Raw genomic sequence first — 19,669 nt, 5'->3', positions numbered from 1 at the left:
TTGCGTATTTCCGCAATCCCTCATGCTAGTGCGCCACCCCTGCCGCGACGCTCTCGTCAATGAACCGGCCCTCTTTGAAGCGGTCCAGCCCGAACTCGGCGGTCAGCGGCGAGTGGCCTTTGGCCACCAGTTCCGCCATGGCCCAGCCCGAACCGGGAATGGCCTTGAACCCGCCCGTGCCCCAGCCGCAATTGATGAAGCAGTTGCCAAGCGGGGTTTTCGACAAGATCGGGGAGCGGTCGCCGGTGACGTCCACGATGCCACCCCATTGGCGCAGCATTTTCAAGCGCGACAGCATCGGGAAGGTTTCGATCAAAGCGCGCACGGTCTCCTCGATATGCTGGAAGGAGCCGCGTTGGGTGTAGTTGTTATAGCCGTCGGTGCCGCCGCCGATGACCATCTCACCCTTGTCGGATTGGGACATGTAGCCGTGGACCGTGTTGGCCATGACGACGATGTCCATGCAGGGTTTGATCGGCTCAGAGACCAAGGCTTGAAGGGCGACGGATTCGATCGGCAGACGGAAACCCGCCAGACCCGCCACATGACCGGAATTGCCCGCGACGACGATGCACAGCTTGTCGCAGTCAATCTCGCCCTTGGTGGTGGAGACGCCTTTGACCTCGCCACCCTCGCGCCGCACGGCGGTGACTTCGCATTGCTGGATGATGTCCATGCCCATGTCGGAGCAGGCCCGCGCATAACCCCAAGCCACCGCATCATGGCGCGCCGTGCCGCCGCGTGCCTGCCACAACCCGCCCAGCACCGGATAGCGTGGGCCTTCAATGTTCATGATCGGGCAGATTTCCTTGACCTGTTGCGGGCCGATGAATTCCGTCTTTACGCCTTGCAAAGCGTTCGCATAGGCCGTGCGTTGGTAGCCGCGCACCTCGTGGTGGGTCTGGGCCAGCATCAGCACGCCACGCGGGGAAAACATGACGTTGTAGTTAAGGTCCTGAGACATGGTCTCATAGAGGGAGCGGGCCTTCTCGTAGATCGCCGCCGACGGGTCCTGCAGGTAGTTCGACCGAATGATAGTGGTGTTGCGCCCCGTGTTGCCGCCGCCAAGCCAGCCTTTTTCGATCACCGCCACGTCTTTGATGCCGTGATTTTTGCCAAGGTAATACGCCGTGGCCAGACCGTGGCCGCCCGCCCCGATCACGATAACCTTGTATTTCTTCTTGGGTGTGGGCGAGCGCCAAGCGCGCTCCCACCCGGAATGGAAGCGGGCCGCCTCGCGGGCGATGGCAAAGGCTGAGTAGCGTTTCATACAGATGGTTCCCTAGGGCGGCAGTCTCGCGCCCGTTTTGCGACAGGACGGGGGGGCGCGTCCCATCGGTTTCGGCATATCACGCACTGGTTGCGACACGCCAGCGGATGGCAACGGAAAAAGCGAAGCGGGTGTAGACTTTTTAACGGCCCTGCCCCATTTGTGATCAAACCAGAGGCAAAGGTGATATGGGCGAGATCTTTGATGATATGACGGCGTTCGCGGGCGCCCTCCCCCCCATGCGGCCTATTGTGGGGCTTGATCTGGGCACGGTGACTTTGGGCGTTGCGGTGTCTGACAGCTTTCTGTCCGTGGCCACGCCCTTGGAAACCATCAAACGCAAGAAGTTCGGGCTGGATGCAGCCGCCCTGCTGGAGATTATGACCAAGCGTGAAGTCGCGGGCATTGTGCTGGGCCTGCCATTGAACATGGACGGCTCTGAAGGGCCACGGGTTCAATCGACCCGTGCATTTGCCCGCAATCTGTCCCGCCTCACGGATGTGCCGATCACGTTTTGGGACGAACGACTATCTACTGTCGCCGCCGAGCGTGCCCTTTTAGAGGCGGATACGTCGCGAAAACGTCGCGCGGAGGTCATAGATCATGTCGCTGCGGGGTTTATCCTGCAAGGGGCGCTGGATCGGCTCCGGCATATAAGGGCAAACACATGAGTGACGAAATTTGGCAACGCAAAGAGGTGGAAAGCCCCTGCATCAAGGTGTGCGTTGTCCACCCTGCCGAACGCATATGCACGGGTTGCCTGCGCACGATTGACGAAATCGGCGCGTGGTCCCGCATGTCCAACGATGCCCGTACCGCGTTGCTAGACGAGCTTCCTGCGCGCGCAGCCCGCCTGAAGGTGCGACGTGGTGGGCGCAAGGCCCGTATAGGCTAGCGCATCGCGCCATGTGGCCCTATGGACGGTGCCATGACTGACACATCGCTCGAAATCTTCGCCGTTGCCCCACCGGGTTTGGAAGTCGCCTTGCTGCCGGAGTTCCGCGCGCTTGGCTACAAGGACGCGCGATACGGCCCCGGTGGCGTGACACTGCATGGGGGCTGGTCGGATGTCTGGCGGCTTAACTTGGAACTGCGCGGGGCCACCAAAGTGCTTGCGAGGATCGGCTCGTTCCGCGCCATGAGCCTTGCCGGTCTTGACCACCGCGCCGAAGAATTTCCGTGGACCGACACCCTTTATTCCGGCACCACGGTGCGGGTCGAAGCAACCTGTAAGCGGTCCAAGATCTACCACGCGGGCGCTGCGATCGAGCGGATCGAGCGCGCCCTGCGTAAAGCGGGGATGGAGCCGTCTGCCGAAGGCGACGTAACGCTAAAGGTGCGTATCGAGCAGAATATCGTCACTCTGAGCGTCGACACGTCGGGAGAGAGCCTTCACAAGCGTGAGCACAAGGAAGCTATCGGCAAGGCACCCCTCCGTGAAAACTTGGCGGCGCTGTTCCTGCGGCAAGCAGGCTACACCGGCACGGAGCCGGTGCTGGACCCGATGTGCGGCTCTGGCACCTTTGTCATCGAGGCCGCCGAAATTGCCGAAGGGCTTCAAGCAGGCCGCTCGCGCAGCTTTGCGTTTGAGCATTTGGCGAGTTTCGACGAGATGGACTACAAGGCCCTGCGCCGCGCGGTCAGCGTGATGAAGGGCCCTGCGCGGTTCTATGGCTCGGACCGCGACGCGGGCACGATCAAGGGCGCAAAGGCCAATGCAGACCGTGCGGGCATCTCGGCTTTGTGCGACTTTCAATGTATGCCAGTGTCAGAATTGCAGCGTCCCGAGGGCCATGCTGGTCTGGTCATCGTGAACCCGCCCTATGGGGGTCGTATTGGCGACAAAAAGCAGCTCTTCGCGCTATACGGGACGCTCGGAAAAACCCTCAAAGAGCGGTTTGCAGGGTGGCGGGTGGCGCTGGTCACATCCGAGCCGGGGCTGGCCAAAGCGACCGGACTGCCACTCACCCAAGGACCCGCTGTCCCCCACGGTGGCTTGAAAGTGTGGCTGTTCCAAACGCCACCATTGAAATAACGCGCCAAATAAAAAATTGAGTGCGCCAACAGGCGCGCCTTTAGGTCAGGCCAACCACGCTGCGATGTCGTCGAGTTCCGGGCGGAAATAGGCGATGATGCGCCCCTCTGGCGGGGCTGTTTCACCGTCTTCCCATGGCGCGACCCCGTGCAGAGTCAGGCGATCAATCACATAAGCCTCGCCCGGTAATGCCTTGATCTTTATTCGTTTACACAGCTTGAAACATTGTTTTCTTGCGGCTTGATAAGTATCGGTTAAGTCCTCGGCAGCCCAGTGTTCAGGTGGAACCCCGTCAAGGCGCTCGCGGAACGCGGCTCGCATAATCAGATGACTGCCCTCCCAAACAACCATCGGGCTGGCGGTCGCATCTGTGAGAGGCAAGCCCAAGACGAAGCCGTGCGGCTCGTGCAAATGACGACGTTTGTCAGGGCCAATGGCCAGCAACCCGTCCACATGGGCCGCATCGCGGTCGCGGCGAAAACGGAACGCCGCAGCGCTTTCGGCCAGTGACGGCTGTGGGTAGCCTGGATAAATGGCGGAAATCTGGGCGCGGTCCAGTGGGGAAAGCAGATTCTGTCCGCGCAAGAAATCCAATGCTGGCCCTGCGAGAACCGGTCCATCAGGCAACTGGCCCTGCCCGTCATTCGGCAACAAATTGACCCCGACGAACCACGTCCCGCCACAGCGGAGCCAATCATCGAAATACTGAGGATTTTGTGTCAGTGGTATCGCCACCTCACGGGCATGGGCCGCCCAAGCGGCGGTGGCACCGTCATAGGCAAACTTGGCCCAACCGGTCTCCGCAAAGCTCACGCGGCTTGCGCAAGCTGCACGGTTTCAAGCGCCTGCAAAACCAAGGCCCTGCCCGCTTCGGGCTTATAAGCACCCTCTGACAAAACGCGCCTCCAACTGCGCGCGCCTGGCTGACCGGCGAACAGCCCCAACATATGGCGCGTGACCTGCGCAAGTTTGCCGCCAGCGTCCACATGCGCGTCGATATAGGGCAACATGTTGTGAACCACGTCAGCGCGGGTTCTGATTTGGGGTTTCGCGCCAAACACGCGCTCGTCAGCATCGGCAAGGATGTCCCATGGTTGGTGATAGGCCGCACGCCCATACATCAACCCGTCGAGATCTTGCAGGTGCGGCAGGCCAGCCTCCAACGTCTCCAGCCCGCCATTGAGCGAGATGTGAAGGTCCGGGAATGCCGCCTTCATGCGATGAACCAGATCGTAATCCAGCGGGGGCACGTCGCGGTTTTCCTTGGGGCTGAGCCCTTGCAACCACGCCTTGCGGGCATGGATCGTGACGCGGCGGACACCTGCATCACGGACACGCGCCAGAAAGTCTGGCAACACTGTTTCCGGGTCCTGATCGTCGACCCCGATGCGGCATTTCACTGTGACCTCAACCGGTTGCGCCTTGATCATCGCGGCGACGCACTCTGCCACCAACGCGGGGCGCTCCATCAACACCGCACCAAAGAAGCCGGACTGCACGCGGTCTGACGGGCATCCTACGTTCAGGTTGATTTCATCATAACCCCGTTCGGCGCAAAGGCGCGAGGCCTCGGCGAGTTCATGCGGGTCGGAACCGCCGAGCTGAACCGCAACCGGATGCTCATCCGACGAAAACTCCAACAGGTGCACCGCACCGCCCCGCACCAATGCGGGGGCCGTGACCATCTCGGTATAGAGCAATGCCTGCTCCGAGATCAGCCGATGGAAATAGCGGCAATGGCGATCCGTCCACTCCATCATAGGCGCAACCGACAAACGCGCTGCTGCTGAAGCTGCGTTGTTGGGCAATCCTTGCTTTGCCATGCTTTGCGATCTGTTTATCGAGTCCATGGTGCACACATACTGCAGGCCAATTGCTGCGGTCCAGCCCTTGGAGCTCAAAGACAATTGGATCGAAGTATTCCGTCGTGCCTCATCCGGCAACGGGATCACGAGCACCATAGCCCTTTCAGCAAGAATTGGTTTCTTGGACAACGGGTCAGAGTGTCAGAGACCGTTTGGCAGTCCCGAGCATTCTCAAGAAGGCCCGCGGGACTTTGGCCTGCTATCAGTTCAGCGTTTTGCGGCGTAGTAGGCGACGCGTCGCTCCAGATAAGCCAGAAACTCCGAGATCGAAAACGCCAACGCGAACAGAACGATCAGCACTGCCCAGAAATGGGACATCAGGAAATTGGCCGAATACAGCTCGAACAAGGCACCAAATCCAACGATGGAAATCAGCAATTGGCCGATGATCACCCCCTTCACTGCACGGATGATACCGATGCGGACACCGCCCAGAATTTCTGGCAAAGCCGCCCAAAAATAGATCTTGAAGAACGCATCGACGGGCGAGGCCCCGAAGCTATGAGCCATCTCGACCAAAGATCTGTTGATTTGCTTCACGCCAGCGCGCGAGTTCAGAATTATAATCCAGATCGCAAATAGCGTGGTGGTTATGATGATCGACTTCATACCAAAGCCAAACAGAACCATCAGGACCGGCACCAAAGCCGTCAGTGGCGCACTGAGAAAGACATTGACCCAAGGCAAAAGCAATTCGTCGAGCAGGCGGTTTTTTCCCATCAAAATTCCGACCGGTATCCCGATGACAATCGCAAAAAATACCCCTGCGCCGAAGGCGTAGGCTGTCTCTGCCAGAGCTTTTTGGAACGCAGAGGTGGCAATGACTTCGAACAGGGTCGCCATCACTTTGGTCAGCGGCGGCACGAAGAAGGTCAGCTTCATCTGGCCGATGATCTCCCACAACAGCCCCCAGACCAAGAGGGATGACATGCCGGGTAAACGATAGCCAAAAACAATCATTGCGCGCCCCTACTCCACATATGTCCGCAGCGACGCCCAGATGTCATCGACGATGTCGAGGTATTCGGAGTCGCGGCGGATGTTGTCGACGCCCTTGTCGCGGAAATTGCTGGGCCTGATGATTTCATGCACCCGGCTTGGTCGTGGCAACAAAATAGCGATCTGGTCAGAGACGTAGACCGCCTCCTCGATCGAGTGAGTCACGAAAATAAAAGTCTTGTTCTCGTTTTGCACGAGCGACAGCAAATCTTCCTGAAACTTGCGGCGCGTTTGTTCGTCGACCGCCGAGAACGGCTCGTCCATGAGCAGCACCTGCGCGTCAACGGAGAGCGCCCGCGCAAGGCCGACGCGCTGGCGCATTCCACCTGAAAGTTCATGCGGATAGCTTTGCTCGAACCCTGCAAGACCAACCTCTTTAATATATTTCTCGGCAATGGCTTCGCGCTCGGATTTCGCGACGCCCCGCATCTCGAGGCCGAAGGCCACGTTGCGCATCACTGTGGCCCAAGGCAACAACGCGAAGTCCTGAAACACAAAGGCACGGTCCGGACCGGGGCCGGTCACTTTCTTGCCGTTCACCTCAACCTCGCCGGAAGTCGGCTCAAGAAGCCCCGCAATGATCTTCAGCAAGGTCGTCTTGCCGCAACCAGATGGCCCCAGCAGAGAGGTGAGTTGACCGCGAGGGAACTCAAGAGACAGATCTCTGAGCGCTTCTACTTCTCCATAGTTCTTGGAGATATTCCGCGTCGAGACCGCGCTTTCGAATTCAGAAGTTGCGGCGCCCGCGGCCGCCAATTTAGTCGGAGACATAACCACGTTGATTTCCTTTGAATAGAACGGTCTCAAGTCTTTCGAGCAGATTCAGAAACAAAACTGCGAGCAAGATGATCGAAAAGATTGCAGCGTACATGCTGGGATAATCCGCAATAGAGCGGCTGTAAGTGATGATGTCGCCGACCCCCGTCGGGGTGATTTTCAGCTCGGCAAGGATCGCACCGATGAAACCGGCAGAGACGCCCAGACGCAGGCCGGCGAAGATAACCGGCGATGCAGCGGGAATGATGATCTTGAGCATGATCGACGTGTCGGAGGCGAGAAAAGACTTGCCCATTTCTTTGATCGATTCTGGCGTATTCCGAACAGCACTGCTGGTGTTCAGGACAATGACGGGCATCGCCATGATGCAAACAACCAGAACCTTTGACGTCAGGCCAATCCCATAGGCAAGCACCAACAATGGGATGAGCGCGGCCAGCGGGGCCGCCTGCATCACGATAAATATCGGCGAGAACAGCCAGTCAAAGAAGCTGTTCAGTCCAACCCAAAGACCGATCCCAATCCCGAGCACCGCCGAAATGGCGACACCGACGACAAGCGGTTGCAGGGTTTCGGCATAGGCCTCGAAAATCGTGCCATCGCGCGTCATTCGGATAAGAGCATCCATCGATTCCAGAAAAGTCGGGAACGCAAAGCTCACCGGAATTCGGCCTGCTATTTCCCAAGCGGCAAACAAGATGACGGCGGAAAGAAGCTTTAGCGAAAGGGATCGGTTCAGCATCGGGTGAATCCAGTTTTCATAGCAGTCTAAAAGGTGCCACTGCGCCCTCATGTGAGCGCAGTGGCTAGAGGCATTGGATTACTTCGAAGCTGCATCCAGCGGCGCGAGATACCAGAAGTCTTCGATGTTCAACGTGCTTGCATCGCCATCGAGTTGCCCGGCTGCGGAATACCATTCCATATCAGCCATCGCCGCCTTGCGACCGCCGCCGTTCGGATCATAAAGACCGCCAGCAACAGCATCGGCGTAGAAGCCATCTAGCTCGTCCAAGATCTCTTTTGGCAACTGCCCGATGGGTCCGTCCGGATTGGTCTCACGACGGACGATGGTCGGATCTTTGTGCATATCCTGCCAGACGCTCACCAACGCTTTTACGAAGATGTCGACCTGCGCTTCATTTTCCTGAATCCATGTCAGGTTCCCGAACAGAGCTTCGTCGCTGGCCTCAACGTCGAACATCTCCAGGACGTTGAAACGGTCTGCGGCTTCGCTGCGCATCAACTTGTTCTTGTTGGACAAATCAATGATCGTGGCGTCCGCGCGTCCACCCAGAAGCGCCGCGACGCGGTTTGAGGAACCGGGCACGTAGGATCTGTCGCCAAACTTCATGCCAACACGCTCTTCGATCACATTCGCGATCGAATCCGTTCCGCCACCGCGTGAGTGCAACAGAATTGGTTCCCCATTCAGGTCTTCAAGGCTGCTGTATTTTTTGGTTGTTACCGGAAAAAACTTGAGCTTCGAGAGCTGGAACACGATCCGCAGCGGCGCTTTGGAACGCTGCATCGCCGAATACGGCGTGCCGAACCCGATATCCATTTGACCGCTCAGAACAGCCTGAATGGCCAGTTCTTCGTCCGAGAACGCGGTCCATTCATAGTCGAGGCCGTTGGCCTTGGCCCGATCCAAAGCAACGAAGAATGCCGCTAATTCATCCGAGGGCGTTTCGGCCAGTGCAATTCGAATAGGCTCTGCTTGCACCGACGCAACCATCATCGTGAGTGCGACCGGCACAGCTGTCGCGAATGCGGCCACCTTACCAAACAATGTCATCATATTTCTCCTCCCTGAGAACGATTTATTATTTATTTTCAGTGGGTTTTGCGTTTTCGCCTTATAACCCGTTCTTCTGCCCTATTGTCACGCCTCTCCAAATAACCGGTCAGAGACCGAGCCGATATGTCGACGCATCGCCATATGCGCCGCATGAGGATCACGCGCTTCGATTGCTGCGGCGATCCTGTCATGTTCATCAAAACTTCTGTGCTCCGCTGTCGGACGTTCGGTTGCGCGAATGACCGCCCCGCCCGACACCGCGCGCCGCACGGCGTTGAGATGATCAAAGAGCGTGAGCAGCAGAATATTATCCGACGCCTGCGCAACCCTGCGGTGGAACAGGTCGTCCTGCGCTTCATATTCCGCCCAAGTGGTTGCAGCGCGAGCTGCGTCCTTGGCTTGATTAATGTTGGCAATCGCACTGCGAGATGCATGGATGGCTGCTTCGCGTGCCAGAGGCGGCTCGATGCAAAGCCGCGCTTGAACCATTCTGACGGGTGTCATTTGGCCGCCGAGTTGCTCAATCGCTCCGGCACCCTTTTGCCCATCGTCTGCTGCAACGAAGGTCCCTTTGCCAACATGACGCCAAATCGTGCCGTCATGATCTAGCGCGTCGAGCGCCTTGCGCAGCGCGTTGCGGCTCATTCCCAGCTCTACGATCAGATCGCGCTCGGACGGCAAACGATCTCCGGCAGAATAGCCGCCATCTACAATAAACGACCGTAACGCAGCGATGTCCTTTGCACGTTCAGAGGGCTCACGCCGTGCAGGCGCAGCGAACCTATCCGCCAATTGATCGACCAAATCATCCATATTGATTCAAATAACACCGATCAATCAACTCGTTCAACGTAATTATTCCGCATTACGCATATTGGTTGCAATTGATCTTCCAATTGAGCCGATCTAAGCTCGGCTAGAATCTGCCTGCACATTGGGAGCAACACATGACTGAATACGTGATCGAAACACCGCCGGTTGTCGCCATTCCGGTGACGGGAACTGATGCTAAATTTCCGGTTCGCCGGGTTTACTGCATTGGTCGCAACTATGCGGCACACGCTGTGGAAATGGGTCACGACCCGGACCGCGAAGATCCGTTTTTCTTTCAGAAGAACCCGAACAATCTGGATGTATCGGGGGAGTTCCCCTACCCGCCCCATACCAGCGACGTCCACCACGAAGCCGAACTTCTTGTTGCGCTGAAAACGGGTGGCACGAACATTCCCTTGGACAAAGCGCTTGATCACGTTTTCGGATATGGCTTGTCCCTCGACATGACCCGCCGCGACTTGCAGGGAATCCAGAAAAAGATGGGTCGACCTTGGGAGATTGGCAAAGCATTCGAGCGCTCTGGTCCCTGCGGCCCGCTGCACCCTGTCTCGGAAGTTGGGCATCCTGATCACGGACGCCTTGAGTTCAAGGTCAATGGTGAACTGCGCCAAGAAGCAGACCTGAACCAGATGATATGGAAGGTTCCGGAGATGATTTCCTACCTGTCAGAATATTTCGAACTCGCGCCGGGCGACGTCATCATGTCAGGCACGCCCTCCGGCGTGGCCGCTGTCGAAAAAGGGGACGTCATGGTCATGACCATCGAAGGGCTAGGGAGCTTGGAAGTCAAAGTCACGTAAAGGAAACGGGCTTTCTGCTGGGAGGACAGGATGCTAGAATTATCGCTTGGGACTTGGGATCATGATCGCGTCATGGCGCTCCATGATGGACGCGTGACGGTGCCCGATCTCAAACTCGCAGGCGAAATTCATCCCACCTCCAAGCTGTTCCCTTGGGCAGTCAAGGAAGCCCGGTTCGACATCACGGAGATGTCTGTTTCCAGCTACATCCTACAGCTCTCGCGCGGCGGGTCAGACTATACTGCGATCCCAGCCTTCGTCAGCCGCGCATTTCGGCACAACGGGTTCTTCGCACGCGCTGGCGCTGGAATTAAAAGCCCTGCTGACTTTTCTGGGCGCAAGATCGGCGTGCCTGAATATCAAATGACAGCCGCTGTTTGGATGCGCGGCATTCTAGCGGACGAATATGGCGTTGATTGCGACGCAATCCATTGGCGCACCGGCGCGCTAGACTCAGGTGTGCGGCGCGAACGGTTGGAACTTAAACTGCCCGATGGCATGCGGGTCGAGCCAATCGCGGAAGGCGACACCCTGCAAGACATGCTCCTGCGCGGCGAGATTGACGGGCTACTTGCGCCGAAGCCTCCACAAGCTTTTCTGGACGGCAATCCCGATCTGATCCGGCTTATCCCCGATTTCGAGGCGGCCGAGCAGGCCTATTTCCAGAAGACCGGATTCTTTCCGATCATGCATTTGATTGGCATCCGGAAATCAGTGGCAGATGCACACCCTGCCCTTGTTCGCGACCTTTATGACGGATTCGTCGCGGCGCGAGACTTGGCCGTGGATCGGCTGCGATCGGTTTGGCTGGGCAATGCAAACCGACTGTCTCTACCGTGGCTTGGAGCGTCCATGGAGCGGACACTCGCCACGCTGGGCCCTGATTACTGGAGCTATGGCTTTAACGCCAACCGCGCCGAGATCGACGCGATCTGCCGGTATTCGGTTCAACAGCATCTGGCCGAATTCCGCGTTCAGCCCGAAGCGCTTTTTCATCCCTCAGTGTTGGACACGTAGCGCCATGTTGGACACACTTCATGCAGGGCTAGGTTGGCCGGTTGCGGGAACGCTTCTGGCGTTCAGCTTCGCCGGCTCCTTCATCACCGTAGCATTTGGGATTGGCGGCGGCGCGATCATGCTGGCAGTGCTCGCGACGCTTCTTCCGGCGGCTGCGATCATTCCGGTGCATGGTTTGGTGCAACTGGGCAGTAACGTCGGACGCGCGGCAATCATGGTGAAGCACATGCGGCTGGATTTGTTGGGCAGCTTCACGGTCGGCGCGTTGATCGGGATCATATTGGGCGGCTCGTTCGTCGTTCAACTTCAAGCCGGTTGGATACAGATTGGTGTGGGCCTGTTTATTTTGTGGTCGATACTTGCACGCCCGCCAGCATTCTTGCGTCGCTCTGGACTGGTGACAGGCGCCTTCTCAAGCTTTCTTACGATGTTTTTCGGTGGCACGGGACCTTTCGTGGCCACCTATGTCAAAGCTCAAAACCTAGAGCGTCACGCGCATGTGGCCAGCCACGCCATGCTGATGACAATGCAGCATTTGCTCAAAACTCTGGCCTTTGGCTTTCTTGGATTTGCGTTCTCAACATGGGCCGGACTGATCGCACTGCTGATTGCCTTCGGCGTGCTGGGGACGCTCACAGGCCGGCTGGTTCTGGCTCGGATCGACGAACAGCGTTTCAAGTTCGCACTGAATGCCATTCTCGCCGTTCTTGCCATTCGCCTCATCTACGCAGGCGGAAGCGAGCTGATTTTCGGAGGGCCAACACCCTCTGGATGACTACGAAACGCGCGCGGTTCCGAGTGCGCCGCACGTGAAACAGATAATGAGCTGCACTCAAAGTGAATCTGGGAGGATACTATGACCAAACTGCTGAACTTAAGCCGTCGCAGGTTTTTAGGAACCAGTGCTGCAGCAACCGGGGCCTTGATTGCCAGCCCGCATATTGCGCGCGCTGCCGACTATCCTGAAGGAAACATCAACGTCTATGTGCCAACTGCCGAGGGCGGAGGAGCGGACCGCAACTTCCGAGCGTTCTCCAGCGTGTGGAAAACCAAACTTGGGACCGATTTCGAGCCAGGGTTCTACCCCGGTGCCTCTGGGCGCGTCGGATATGAAATCTACATGGGGAAGGCAGAGCCTGATTGCTACAATCTGATTTTCGGCAATATGGGGCCGGAAGTGCTGAATTGGGCGATGCAAAAACCCAGCTTTGACGTCAATGACTACTTCTACTTTGGGCAGGTCGACAAAGACCCTTGTTGCCTGTTCGTTGGTGCAGAAAGCCCACTGCAAACAATGGACGACATCATTGCTGCAGCGAAGACACGAAAACTCAATGTCGGGACAAGCCGTATGGCGCACCCGGCCTCCATTGGGCTGCTGGCGCTTGGCGACAAGCTGGGCATCGACTTCAACCTGATCCCGCTTCAGGGCGGCAAGGGCACGGTCGCCGGTGCGGTGACCGGAGAGGTTGATTTCTCCGTCCTGACCTCAGGGTCAGTGATTGCGGCAGGAGACAGTGTGAAGACGCTGCTGGTCTTCGGCAAAAACATAGTTGGCGAGGCGTTAGACAACGCGCCCGACATTAACGACGCCTACGGGATGGATCTGCCTGAAATGCTCTCGGCTCGGGCCTTCGGCATCCACAAAAAAGCGGCTGACGATTATCCTGACAGGTTCGAAAAGCTGACATCGACCTTCAAGGCCACTTTCGACGATCCCGCGCTCATGGAGGCTTATATCGCCAGCAAGGGTCAACCTGAATACCTGATCTATGCAGGGGTAGAAGAATGCGCCGCCTTCAAGCAATCGATGCTGGAGCTCGGTGAACGCTACAAGTCGCTCCTGAGCGGCGCGTAAGGCGATACGGATCGGCGGCTGAATGCGCCGCCGGTCCTCGACCCCTTCAAACCGTATACAGGACATCTGCCACATGCCTACGGACACCCCAAAGTCGCCTCGCCAGATCGGGGGCGAGCTGGTTATCCCCCTCATCGCAGTGGGATTCACCTTGTATTTCTTTTCAACCATCTGGAATTCGCCTTGGACGGCGCGGGTGAGCGCGTTCCTTGTGGGCGGTATTTTGCTCTTCGTGTGCGCGATCTTTTTCGTGCGTTGCGTGGTCTGGCTACGACGGGGTGAAGGGACGTTGGGGGTCGGCAACCTCGTCACTATGAACGACCTTCACTGCGGACGGCTTGGGCTGTTGGCCACCACTGTTGCCTACGTTGTGCTCATTGACCGGCTTGGGTTTACGCTGACGACATTTCTGTTCTTGGCCAGTAGCATGATGATCCTCGCAAAGGGCAAGAATTCCGCGTTCATTGTGACGGTGTCTGCGGCAATGGCGCTGACAGGATGGGCCGTCTTTATCTGGGCCTTCGATACGCGCTTTCCGCGTGGCTGGTTCGAGACCGCGATGAAGGCGCTTTTGACCAATGGATAGCAACACCGCGTCAATTCTGGCCGAGGTCTTGGTCGAGACCATCGGCTATTGGTACATTATCATCCCCACGATTTTCTTGGGTCTGATCGTCGGTGGCATTCCCGGCTTCTCGGCCGCCAATACGATCATTATCTTGATGCCGCTCACACTGGCCATGGACCTTCAAACAGGTCTGGTCTTCATGATCTCGCTTTACTGCTCGGCGCGTATGGGGGCTGGCATTCCTGCCATTCTGGTCAATATTCCCGGTACCGCCGGTGCGGCGGCAACGCCGCTTGACGGCTACCCGATGGCCAAGCAGGGAAAAGGCCAGCAAGCACTGGCCATCTCATTCGTCGCCTCTTGTATTGGCGGCCTCCTCACCACGCTCATTGCGCTAGCCACCATGCCGATATTGGCACGCGTGGGATTTTACATGCACTCGGTCGAAATGATCGTTGTCATGCTGTTTGGAATCTCGCTCATCGCCTCGATCGCGGCGCAAGACATGGTTAAGGGGCTGATCGCAGGCTTTCTTGGCCTCATGATCGGCTCCATCGGCACAGATGTCGTTTACGCCACCCCCCGCGGGACTTTCGGATTTCTTGAGCTTTACGACGGGGTTCCGCTTATTCCTGCGTTGGTCGGGCTGTTTGCGGTGTCTGAAGCTTTCGTCATTATCGAGAAACGCGTGATCATCAACCATGAGGCCGAGGTCAAAAAAGCCAGCTGGCACGCCACGTTCGAAGGCGTTTCGATTGCCCTAAGCCGGTGGTGGCATATTGTCTGGACCTCGATTATCGGACTTGTCATCGGCGTCATCCCCGGCGCGGGCGCCTCTATCGCCAGCTTTGTGGCCTATCAGCAATCACGCAGCTTCTCCAAAACCCCTGAGCTGTACGGAACAGGCCATCCAGAAGGGCTGATCGCCCCGGAATCTGCGAATAACGGCGTGACATCAGGCACCTTGGTCCCGTTGCTGGTCCTTGGCATTCCGGGCGGCGCGACAGCCGCGATCATGCTAGTGGTGATGCAGTTCCACGGTGTGAGCTTCGGCCCGTCCCTTTTCGAGAACCAGCCCAAAGTCGGCTATGGCATGTTCATGGCCATGGCGGTGAGCTACGTCGTGATGATTTTCACGATCCTGCCGCTCAGCCGCTACATGAGTCATGTAACCACAATCCCCACCATCTACTTAGCACCGATGATTATCAGCTTCACGCTGGTCGGCGGATTTGTTCCGCGCGAGTATATGTTCGACATGTATCTGGCGCTTGGCTTCGGGGTGCTGGGCTATATCGCGCGGCGTACCGGCTATCATGTTGCAGCCATTCTGATCGGTGTCATCCTCGGCCCGCTGCTAGAGAAGTATTTTCTCTGGTCCCTCAAGAAGTCTGATGGCGACATCATGGTTCTTTTCTCCTCGACGCTGGGCAACATTCTTTGGGTAGCCTTCGCGGCGTCGATTATCTTGCCCATCATTCTTGGGATGCGGCGCAAACGCAAAATGGAGGTGCCTATCCAATGAAACGTGAACTGGAATGGGAACTGGAGCGGAATATCCGCCGCTTGGGGCATCTGGATATCGCGGGCGGAGGACAAGTCGTCGTGCAGAATGGCTATGCCTATATCGGCCATATGGACCCGCCCATGGGCACCTCGATCATCGACGTGCGCGATCCGGCGAACCCGACTGTTGTGTCGCATGTCGCGCCGCCGGACAATTGGTCCCACACCCACAAGGTACGAGTTGCAGGCGACGTCATGATCACCAATGTCGAGCAGGCCAAGCGCCATTTTCTAAGGAAGGGTGACAAGATCGCGGGTTTGCGTAACGAGGGGCTGACAGATGCAGAGATCGCAGAAAAGCTAAGCGTCAAGCTTTCTGATATCCCCGAGCTTGAAGAGGCTTTGGTGCGCGGCTACCACGACGGGGGCTTTCGCGTCTGGGACATTTCGGACAAGACCGCGCCAAAACTGCTGTCCTACGTCAAAACACACGGGTTCGGCGTTCACAGGTTCGATATGGACAAGAACTACGCGTATATCTCGACCGAGATGAAGGGGTATGTCGGAAATATCCTAGTCGTTTACGATCTCTCAGACCCGACGAATCCGACTGAAGTGTCCCGCTGGCACATACCGGGGCAACATCTGGCGGGCGGGGAAACTCCGACATGGACAGGCTACGGCACACGCTTGCACCACGCCATGCGCTGCGGCGACGAGCTGTGGGCCGCCGTCTGGAATGCGGGTTTCCGCGTCCTTGATGCCAGCGATATTACCAACCTGACCGTTAAAGGCAGCTATCGCTTTCCCGAGGCGATCCCGGAGCCCACCCACACGGTAATGCCGCTTGAACACACAATCGACGGCAAGCGCTTTGCCATCGCAATTGACGAGGAACATTCCCACCAACCGGGACGCCTGCATGGTTTCATCTGGGTGATGGATGTGACTGATCTCAGCAAAATGGAACCTATCGCGGCGTGGGATCTGTCAGAACGCGCTTGCCCATGGATAGGCGATCCCGGCGCGCGATTTGGCGGGCATCAGTTTCGCGAAAAACTGGACAGCACTTTGATATATGCGACGTGGTTCGCAGGCGGGTTACGTGTGCTGGACGTGGCCGATCCATACCTCCCCAAAGAGGTGGCGCATTACATGGTGCCCGGCGCCGATGGCACCCCGCCGCAATCTAACGACGTCGACGTTGATGACGCCGGACTGATCTATTTGCTCGACAGAAATCACGGCTTAGAAATCTTGGAGATGACATTATGAACGATCCCGACCTACTTGCCCCTAGCGTGGACCCCAACAAACAAGCGCTTGGCATCCGCCGCGTTATTGCGCGCAATGAGGCCTCGACCCGTTCGGTGATGATGGTGCGCGACCACGTGGTGATTACCGATGAGAAAGAATCCAACACCGGCCCGACACCCCTTGAAATGACGCTGTCCTCCCTGCTGGGTTGCGAAGGAGTCATCATCAACCGCTGCGCTGAAGCCATGAAGTTTTCCTACACCGCTGTCGACATGGAAGGGGACGGAGAAGTTGACCAGCGTGGCAGTCGCGGTGTTCAAGGCGTCCGACCTTACTTTAACTGGGTAAAGCTAAAAATCCGCGTGCATACAGATGAGACGCAAGAGCGCTTTGATCGGCTGACCAAGAACGTCGAGTACCGGTGTCCCGTAATGAACCTTTTCAAATCGGCTGATGTCGATGTCATGATTCAGTGGGAGCGTGTCGCGCCGTGACAGTGTCACTGACGATAAACGGGAAATTGTATGAGATCAGCTCGGAGCCCGATACGCCGCTGATCTATGTGCTGCGGGACGAGCTGGGTCTGAAGGGAACAAAGCTCGGCTGCGGGCTAGAGCAATGCGGCGCCTGCGCCGTGCTCATCGATGGGCAAGCGGTCCTGTCTTGCGTCAGTGCTGTTGAGGCCTTCAAGGGCAAAGAGGTCACGACCATCGAAGCCATCGGGGATACCGAGCTTGGCCGCCGTGTCCAAGAGGCCTTCGTTGAGACATCGGCGGCTCAATGCGGCTATTGCACCGCTGGTCTGGTGGTTGCGACAACCGCCCTGCTCTACCGTTCCCCCAAGCCGGACGACGCTGGCATTGCACTCGCACTGAGCCCGCATTTGTGTCGCTGCGGCTCACACCCGCGCGTTCTGCGCGCGGTCAAACAGGCAGCTGATCGGTGAGCTTGCAAAACCATCCCTTGATTGCCGACTGGATCACGGCGCGAAACGGGCGGCTGGTGATCCATACGGGAAAGGTCGATATCGGCCAGCGCATCTCGACCGCGCTGATCCAGATTGCCCATGAGGAGTTGACTGTCCCATTGGACCTGATCGACGTTGCACCCGTTTGCACGGGCCACGCCCCGGACGAAGGGATCACATCCGGCAGCAATTCTATAGAGCAATCGGGCCATGCGCTGCGGTGTGCAGCCCTCACCTTGCGCGAATGTTTGATCCAACTCGCGCAAGATCGAGCCGGTGGCGCCATCGCCGACTGGCAGCTTGAAAGCGGCGTCCTGCGGTTGGGCGATACCAATCACCGAATTGACCTGATTGACTTGATGCCAGATGTTGCGCGCGACATCCCTGTGAAACAAGGCACTCCAGTCGCGCCCCGCACCGACCGCATCCTACCCCGCCCTGAAATGCGTGGTCTCAGGGACATGGTGCGCGGCACGTTCACGTATATCCACGACCTTGACCGTCCCGGCATGTTGCACGCTCGCGTTATCCGGCCACCCCATGCGGGCGCGGTCCTGCGCAAAATTGACGCCAAAAAACTGCGCACCCTAGAAGAGCAGGGTTTCTCAATCATCCGCGATGGGAGTTTCCTTGCGCTCGCAGGGCGGAAGGAATGGCCGGTCATAAAGGCCACAACACTTTTGCACGCTGCGTGCGACTGGGACCGGCGCGGCGGATTACCCGAAATCGACGTGTTTCAGGAGCTGTCCGCTGCGAACGCTCAGCGGTTTCTGGTGGTTGACGGCACGCCGACCACCGTCACGATCCCTCAGTCAAGTTTAAAACCCGATTACTCAGCCCGCTACGAGCGCCCCTACCAGTTGCACGGATCACTCGCCCCCTCCGCCGCACTAGCGCACTGGTCTGGCAAAAAGTTGGACTTGCTGAGCCACAGCCAAGGGATATACCCGCTGCGTGAGAGCATCTGTGACAGCCTTGGCCTGCCACAAGACAAGGTCGAGATCACCCATGTGCCGGGGTCAGGTTGTTACGGCCACACCGGCGCAGATGACGCGGCATTCGAAGCATGCCTGATTGCCATGGCTCTGCCGGACACGCCCATCCTGTTAAAATGGACCCGTGAGGAAGAGCATGCATGGGAGCCCTATGCCCCTGCCATGGCTGTGGATCTTGCCGCAAATATCGTGGACGGCAAGGTCGCGTCATATTCGGCTGATGTCTTCAGCGACACCCATCGCGGCAGGCCCCGACCCGGCCCGAACCGCACCGGTCCCGCGCGTCTTCTTGCCAACCATTACCGCGAAGACCCAATCGGGCCAATTCCAGCGGTGCCCAACCTTGGGCGACATGCGGGAATGCATCGCAATCTGGACCCGATTTACACCTTTCCAGAAAGGCGTCTGGTCAAAAATCTGGTATCCGGTTTGCCGCTTCGAACATCGGCCATGCGGTGCCTTGGCGCTGCTGCCAACGTCTTTGCGCTTGAGAGTTTCATGGATGAGCTTGCGCATCGCCAGTCCGTCCCGCCCCTTGCGTTTCGCCGCGCGCACATTGAAGAACCGCGCGCGCTGGCTGTCTTGGCGGAGTTGGAGCGGCAGCTCAGCGCACGCCCCGACATGGCTGACGGCTGCGGGCGCGGGGTCGCCTTTGCGCAGTACAAAAACACGATGACCCGAGTGGGTATTTCGGTGGACCTCGAAGTCAATGATCGCGCTGAAATCCGTCTGCTGGATGCTCTTATCGTGGCTGATGCGGGTCGGGTCATTGATGCAGACGGGCTGACGGCCCAGCTTGAGGGCGGATTTCTTCAGGCCGCGAGCTGGGCGCTTTACGAGCAAGTCACATGGGACCGCGACGGCATCGGCTCGCGTGATTGGGCCAGCTATCCCGTTATCCGGTTCGACAATGTTCCGAATATTGAGGTGACATTGCTGGATGACCCGAACGCGGCTTCCGTGGGTGCAGGCGAAGCCTCGCCCGGACCAGCAATCGCGGCAATTGCCAACGCCATCTTTGACGCGACGAACATCCGAATGCGACGGATGCCTTTCACACCAGAGGCAATCCAGCAAATGGCAGCTGCGGAATGATTGCTTGGCCCCGCCATTCGCTCCGCGT

Annotated in this window: 21 protein-coding genes; 13 read left to right on the top strand and 8 right to left on the bottom strand. The window is 57.9% G+C overall.

Going from position 1 to position 19,669, the window contains the following annotated elements:
- Positions 1-25: 25 nt before the first annotated feature.
- Positions 26-1,270, bottom strand: coding sequence for a sarcosine oxidase subunit beta family protein (locus tag BM352_RS10510; protein WP_090216500.1), 1,245 nt, complete (start codon positions 1,268-1,270; stop codon positions 26-28).
- 188 nt (positions 1,271-1,458) lie between these two features.
- On the opposite strand from BM352_RS10510, the gene ruvX reads away from it, so the two are divergent.
- From ruvX to BM352_RS10495, 3 genes are read left to right on the top strand one after another with little or no spacing between them, the layout of a single operon-like run.
- Positions 1,459-1,941, top strand: a complete 483-nt coding sequence (gene ruvX, locus BM352_RS10505; RefSeq protein WP_175500661.1) for a Holliday junction resolvase RuvX — start codon at positions 1,459-1,461, stop codon at positions 1,939-1,941.
- Entirely contained in the window at positions 1,938-2,165 is a 228-nt protein-coding gene (locus BM352_RS10500; RefSeq protein ID WP_090216496.1) for a DUF1289 domain-containing protein, read from the top strand. Before ruvX ends, BM352_RS10500 begins: the two co-directional genes overlap by 4 nt.
- A gap of 33 nt (positions 2,166-2,198) precedes the next feature.
- Positions 2,199-3,305 carry a THUMP domain-containing class I SAM-dependent RNA methyltransferase gene (locus BM352_RS10495; RefSeq protein WP_090220119.1) on the top strand — a complete coding sequence of 369 codons (1,107 nt, stop codon included), beginning with the start codon at positions 2,199-2,201 and terminating at the stop codon, positions 3,303-3,305.
- A 45-nt stretch (positions 3,306-3,350) separates the two neighbouring features.
- Here the strand turns inward: BM352_RS10495 and BM352_RS10490 are convergent, their stop codons facing one another.
- The 7 genes from BM352_RS10490 to BM352_RS10460 form a co-directional block, all read right to left on the bottom strand.
- The gene (locus tag BM352_RS10490; protein WP_090216492.1) at positions 3,351-4,118 is read right to left on the bottom strand and encodes a hypothetical protein; all 768 of its coding nucleotides are present in this window, start codon (positions 4,116-4,118) and stop codon (positions 3,351-3,353) included.
- Positions 4,115-5,128, bottom strand: a complete 1,014-nt coding sequence (dusA, locus tag BM352_RS10485; protein ID WP_090220117.1) for a tRNA dihydrouridine(20/20a) synthase DusA — start codon at positions 5,126-5,128, stop codon at positions 4,115-4,117. The genes BM352_RS10490 and dusA overlap by 4 nt, the downstream gene beginning before the upstream one ends.
- Positions 5,129-5,377: 249 nt before the next feature.
- Complete coding sequence (locus BM352_RS10480; protein ID WP_090216489.1) at positions 5,378-6,130, bottom strand: ABC transporter permease; 753 nt, start codon at positions 6,128-6,130, stop codon at positions 5,378-5,380.
- 9 nt (positions 6,131-6,139) lie between these two features.
- A complete protein-coding gene (locus tag BM352_RS10475; protein WP_090216485.1) occupies positions 6,140-6,940 on the bottom strand; it encodes an ABC transporter ATP-binding protein in 801 nt (266 codons plus the stop codon).
- Positions 6,927-7,688, bottom strand: coding sequence for an ABC transporter permease (locus tag BM352_RS10470; RefSeq protein ID WP_090216481.1), 762 nt, complete (start codon positions 7,686-7,688; stop codon positions 6,927-6,929). The genes BM352_RS10475 and BM352_RS10470 overlap by 14 nt, the downstream gene beginning before the upstream one ends.
- A gap of 78 nt (positions 7,689-7,766) precedes the next feature.
- Complete coding sequence (locus BM352_RS10465) at positions 7,767-8,744, bottom strand: ABC transporter substrate-binding protein (protein WP_217643007.1); 978 nt, start codon at positions 8,742-8,744, stop codon at positions 7,767-7,769.
- A gap of 84 nt (positions 8,745-8,828) precedes the next feature.
- Entirely contained in the window at positions 8,829-9,557 is a 729-nt protein-coding gene (locus BM352_RS10460; protein ID WP_090216478.1) for a FadR/GntR family transcriptional regulator, read from the bottom strand.
- Between the two features lie 134 nt (positions 9,558-9,691).
- Here BM352_RS10460 and BM352_RS10455 point away from each other — a divergent pair, with 134 nt between their 5' ends.
- From BM352_RS10455 to BM352_RS10410, 10 genes are all read left to right on the top strand, one after another.
- Complete coding sequence (locus BM352_RS10455; RefSeq protein ID WP_090216474.1) at positions 9,692-10,378, top strand: fumarylacetoacetate hydrolase family protein; 687 nt, start codon at positions 9,692-9,694, stop codon at positions 10,376-10,378.
- A gap of 30 nt (positions 10,379-10,408) precedes the next feature.
- Positions 10,409-11,395, top strand: a complete 987-nt coding sequence (locus tag BM352_RS10450; RefSeq protein WP_090216471.1) for a substrate-binding domain-containing protein — start codon at positions 10,409-10,411, stop codon at positions 11,393-11,395.
- 4 nt (positions 11,396-11,399) lie between these two features.
- The gene (locus tag BM352_RS10445; RefSeq protein WP_090216467.1) at positions 11,400-12,170 is read left to right on the top strand and encodes a sulfite exporter TauE/SafE family protein; all 771 of its coding nucleotides are present in this window, start codon (positions 11,400-11,402) and stop codon (positions 12,168-12,170) included.
- 81 nt (positions 12,171-12,251) lie between these two features.
- Positions 12,252-13,253 carry a Bug family tripartite tricarboxylate transporter substrate binding protein gene (locus tag BM352_RS10440; RefSeq protein ID WP_090216464.1) on the top strand — a complete coding sequence of 334 codons (1,002 nt, stop codon included), beginning with the start codon at positions 12,252-12,254 and terminating at the stop codon, positions 13,251-13,253.
- Between the two features lie 73 nt (positions 13,254-13,326).
- Positions 13,327-13,839: a tripartite tricarboxylate transporter TctB family protein gene (locus BM352_RS10435; protein ID WP_090216459.1), complete on the top strand. Its 513-nt coding sequence runs from the start codon at positions 13,327-13,329 to the stop codon at positions 13,837-13,839.
- Complete coding sequence (locus BM352_RS10430) at positions 13,832-15,346, top strand: tripartite tricarboxylate transporter permease (protein ID WP_090216456.1); 1,515 nt, start codon at positions 13,832-13,834, stop codon at positions 15,344-15,346. The genes BM352_RS10435 and BM352_RS10430 overlap by 8 nt, the downstream gene beginning before the upstream one ends.
- Positions 15,343-16,602 carry an LVIVD repeat-containing protein gene (locus BM352_RS10425; protein ID WP_090216452.1) on the top strand — a complete coding sequence of 420 codons (1,260 nt, stop codon included), beginning with the start codon at positions 15,343-15,345 and terminating at the stop codon, positions 16,600-16,602. Before BM352_RS10430 ends, BM352_RS10425 begins: the two co-directional genes overlap by 4 nt.
- Entirely contained in the window at positions 16,599-17,078 is a 480-nt protein-coding gene (locus tag BM352_RS10420) for an OsmC family protein (RefSeq protein WP_090216449.1), read from the top strand. The genes BM352_RS10425 and BM352_RS10420 overlap by 4 nt, the downstream gene beginning before the upstream one ends.
- Positions 17,075-17,530 carry a (2Fe-2S)-binding protein gene (locus BM352_RS10415; protein WP_245780965.1) on the top strand — a complete coding sequence of 152 codons (456 nt, stop codon included), beginning with the start codon at positions 17,075-17,077 and terminating at the stop codon, positions 17,528-17,530. Before BM352_RS10420 ends, BM352_RS10415 begins: the two co-directional genes overlap by 4 nt.
- The gene (locus BM352_RS10410) at positions 17,527-19,641 is read left to right on the top strand and encodes a molybdopterin cofactor-binding domain-containing protein (RefSeq protein WP_090216446.1); all 2,115 of its coding nucleotides are present in this window, start codon (positions 17,527-17,529) and stop codon (positions 19,639-19,641) included. The genes BM352_RS10415 and BM352_RS10410 overlap by 4 nt, the downstream gene beginning before the upstream one ends.
- Positions 19,642-19,669: the final 28 nt, after the last annotated feature.

Origin of the sequence: Litoreibacter janthinus, assembly GCF_900111945.1 — a bacterium.
GTDB lineage: Bacteria > Pseudomonadota > Alphaproteobacteria > Rhodobacterales > Rhodobacteraceae > Litoreibacter > Litoreibacter janthinus.
Note: the sequence above shows the minus strand (reverse complement) of the source record. Positions and strands in the feature narration are given on the sequence as shown.

Excerpts from the sequence above, each read along its gene's own strand:
- BM352_RS10495 (WP_090220119.1), top strand. The coding sequence starts at position 2,199 with ATGACTGACACATCGCTCGAAATCTTCGCCGTTGCCCCACCGGGTTTG.
- BM352_RS10440 (WP_090216464.1), top strand. The coding sequence starts at position 12,252 with ATGACCAAACTGCTGAACTTAAGCCGTCGCAGGTTTTTAGGAACCAGT.
- BM352_RS10480 (WP_090216489.1), bottom strand. The coding sequence starts at position 6,130 with ATGATTGTTTTTGGCTATCGTTTACCCGGCATGTCATCCCTCTTGGTC.
- BM352_RS10450 (WP_090216471.1), top strand. The coding sequence starts at position 10,409 with ATGCTAGAATTATCGCTTGGGACTTGGGATCATGATCGCGTCATGGCG.
- BM352_RS10460 (WP_090216478.1), bottom strand. The coding sequence starts at position 9,557 with ATGGATGATTTGGTCGATCAATTGGCGGATAGGTTCGCTGCGCCTGCA.
- BM352_RS10445 (WP_090216467.1), top strand. The coding sequence starts at position 11,400 with ATGTTGGACACACTTCATGCAGGGCTAGGTTGGCCGGTTGCGGGAACG.
- BM352_RS10435 (WP_090216459.1), top strand. The coding sequence starts at position 13,327 with ATGCCTACGGACACCCCAAAGTCGCCTCGCCAGATCGGGGGCGAGCTG.
- BM352_RS10420 (WP_090216449.1), top strand. The coding sequence starts at position 16,599 with ATGAACGATCCCGACCTACTTGCCCCTAGCGTGGACCCCAACAAACAA.
- ruvX (WP_175500661.1), top strand. The coding sequence starts at position 1,459 with ATGGGCGAGATCTTTGATGATATGACGGCGTTCGCGGGCGCCCTCCCC.
- BM352_RS10510 (WP_090216500.1), bottom strand. The coding sequence starts at position 1,270 with ATGAAACGCTACTCAGCCTTTGCCATCGCCCGCGAGGCGGCCCGCTTC.
- BM352_RS10465 (WP_217643007.1), bottom strand. The coding sequence starts at position 8,744 with ATGATGACATTGTTTGGTAAGGTGGCCGCATTCGCGACAGCTGTGCCG.
- BM352_RS10470 (WP_090216481.1), bottom strand. The coding sequence starts at position 7,688 with ATGCTGAACCGATCCCTTTCGCTAAAGCTTCTTTCCGCCGTCATCTTG.
- BM352_RS10475 (WP_090216485.1), bottom strand. The coding sequence starts at position 6,940 with ATGTCTCCGACTAAATTGGCGGCCGCGGGCGCCGCAACTTCTGAATTC.
- BM352_RS10430 (WP_090216456.1), top strand. The coding sequence starts at position 13,832 with ATGGATAGCAACACCGCGTCAATTCTGGCCGAGGTCTTGGTCGAGACC.
- BM352_RS10425 (WP_090216452.1), top strand. The coding sequence starts at position 15,343 with ATGAAACGTGAACTGGAATGGGAACTGGAGCGGAATATCCGCCGCTTG.
- BM352_RS10500 (WP_090216496.1), top strand. The coding sequence starts at position 1,938 with ATGAGTGACGAAATTTGGCAACGCAAAGAGGTGGAAAGCCCCTGCATC.
- dusA (WP_090220117.1), bottom strand. The coding sequence starts at position 5,128 with ATGGCAAAGCAAGGATTGCCCAACAACGCAGCTTCAGCAGCAGCGCGT.
- BM352_RS10455 (WP_090216474.1), top strand. The coding sequence starts at position 9,692 with ATGACTGAATACGTGATCGAAACACCGCCGGTTGTCGCCATTCCGGTG.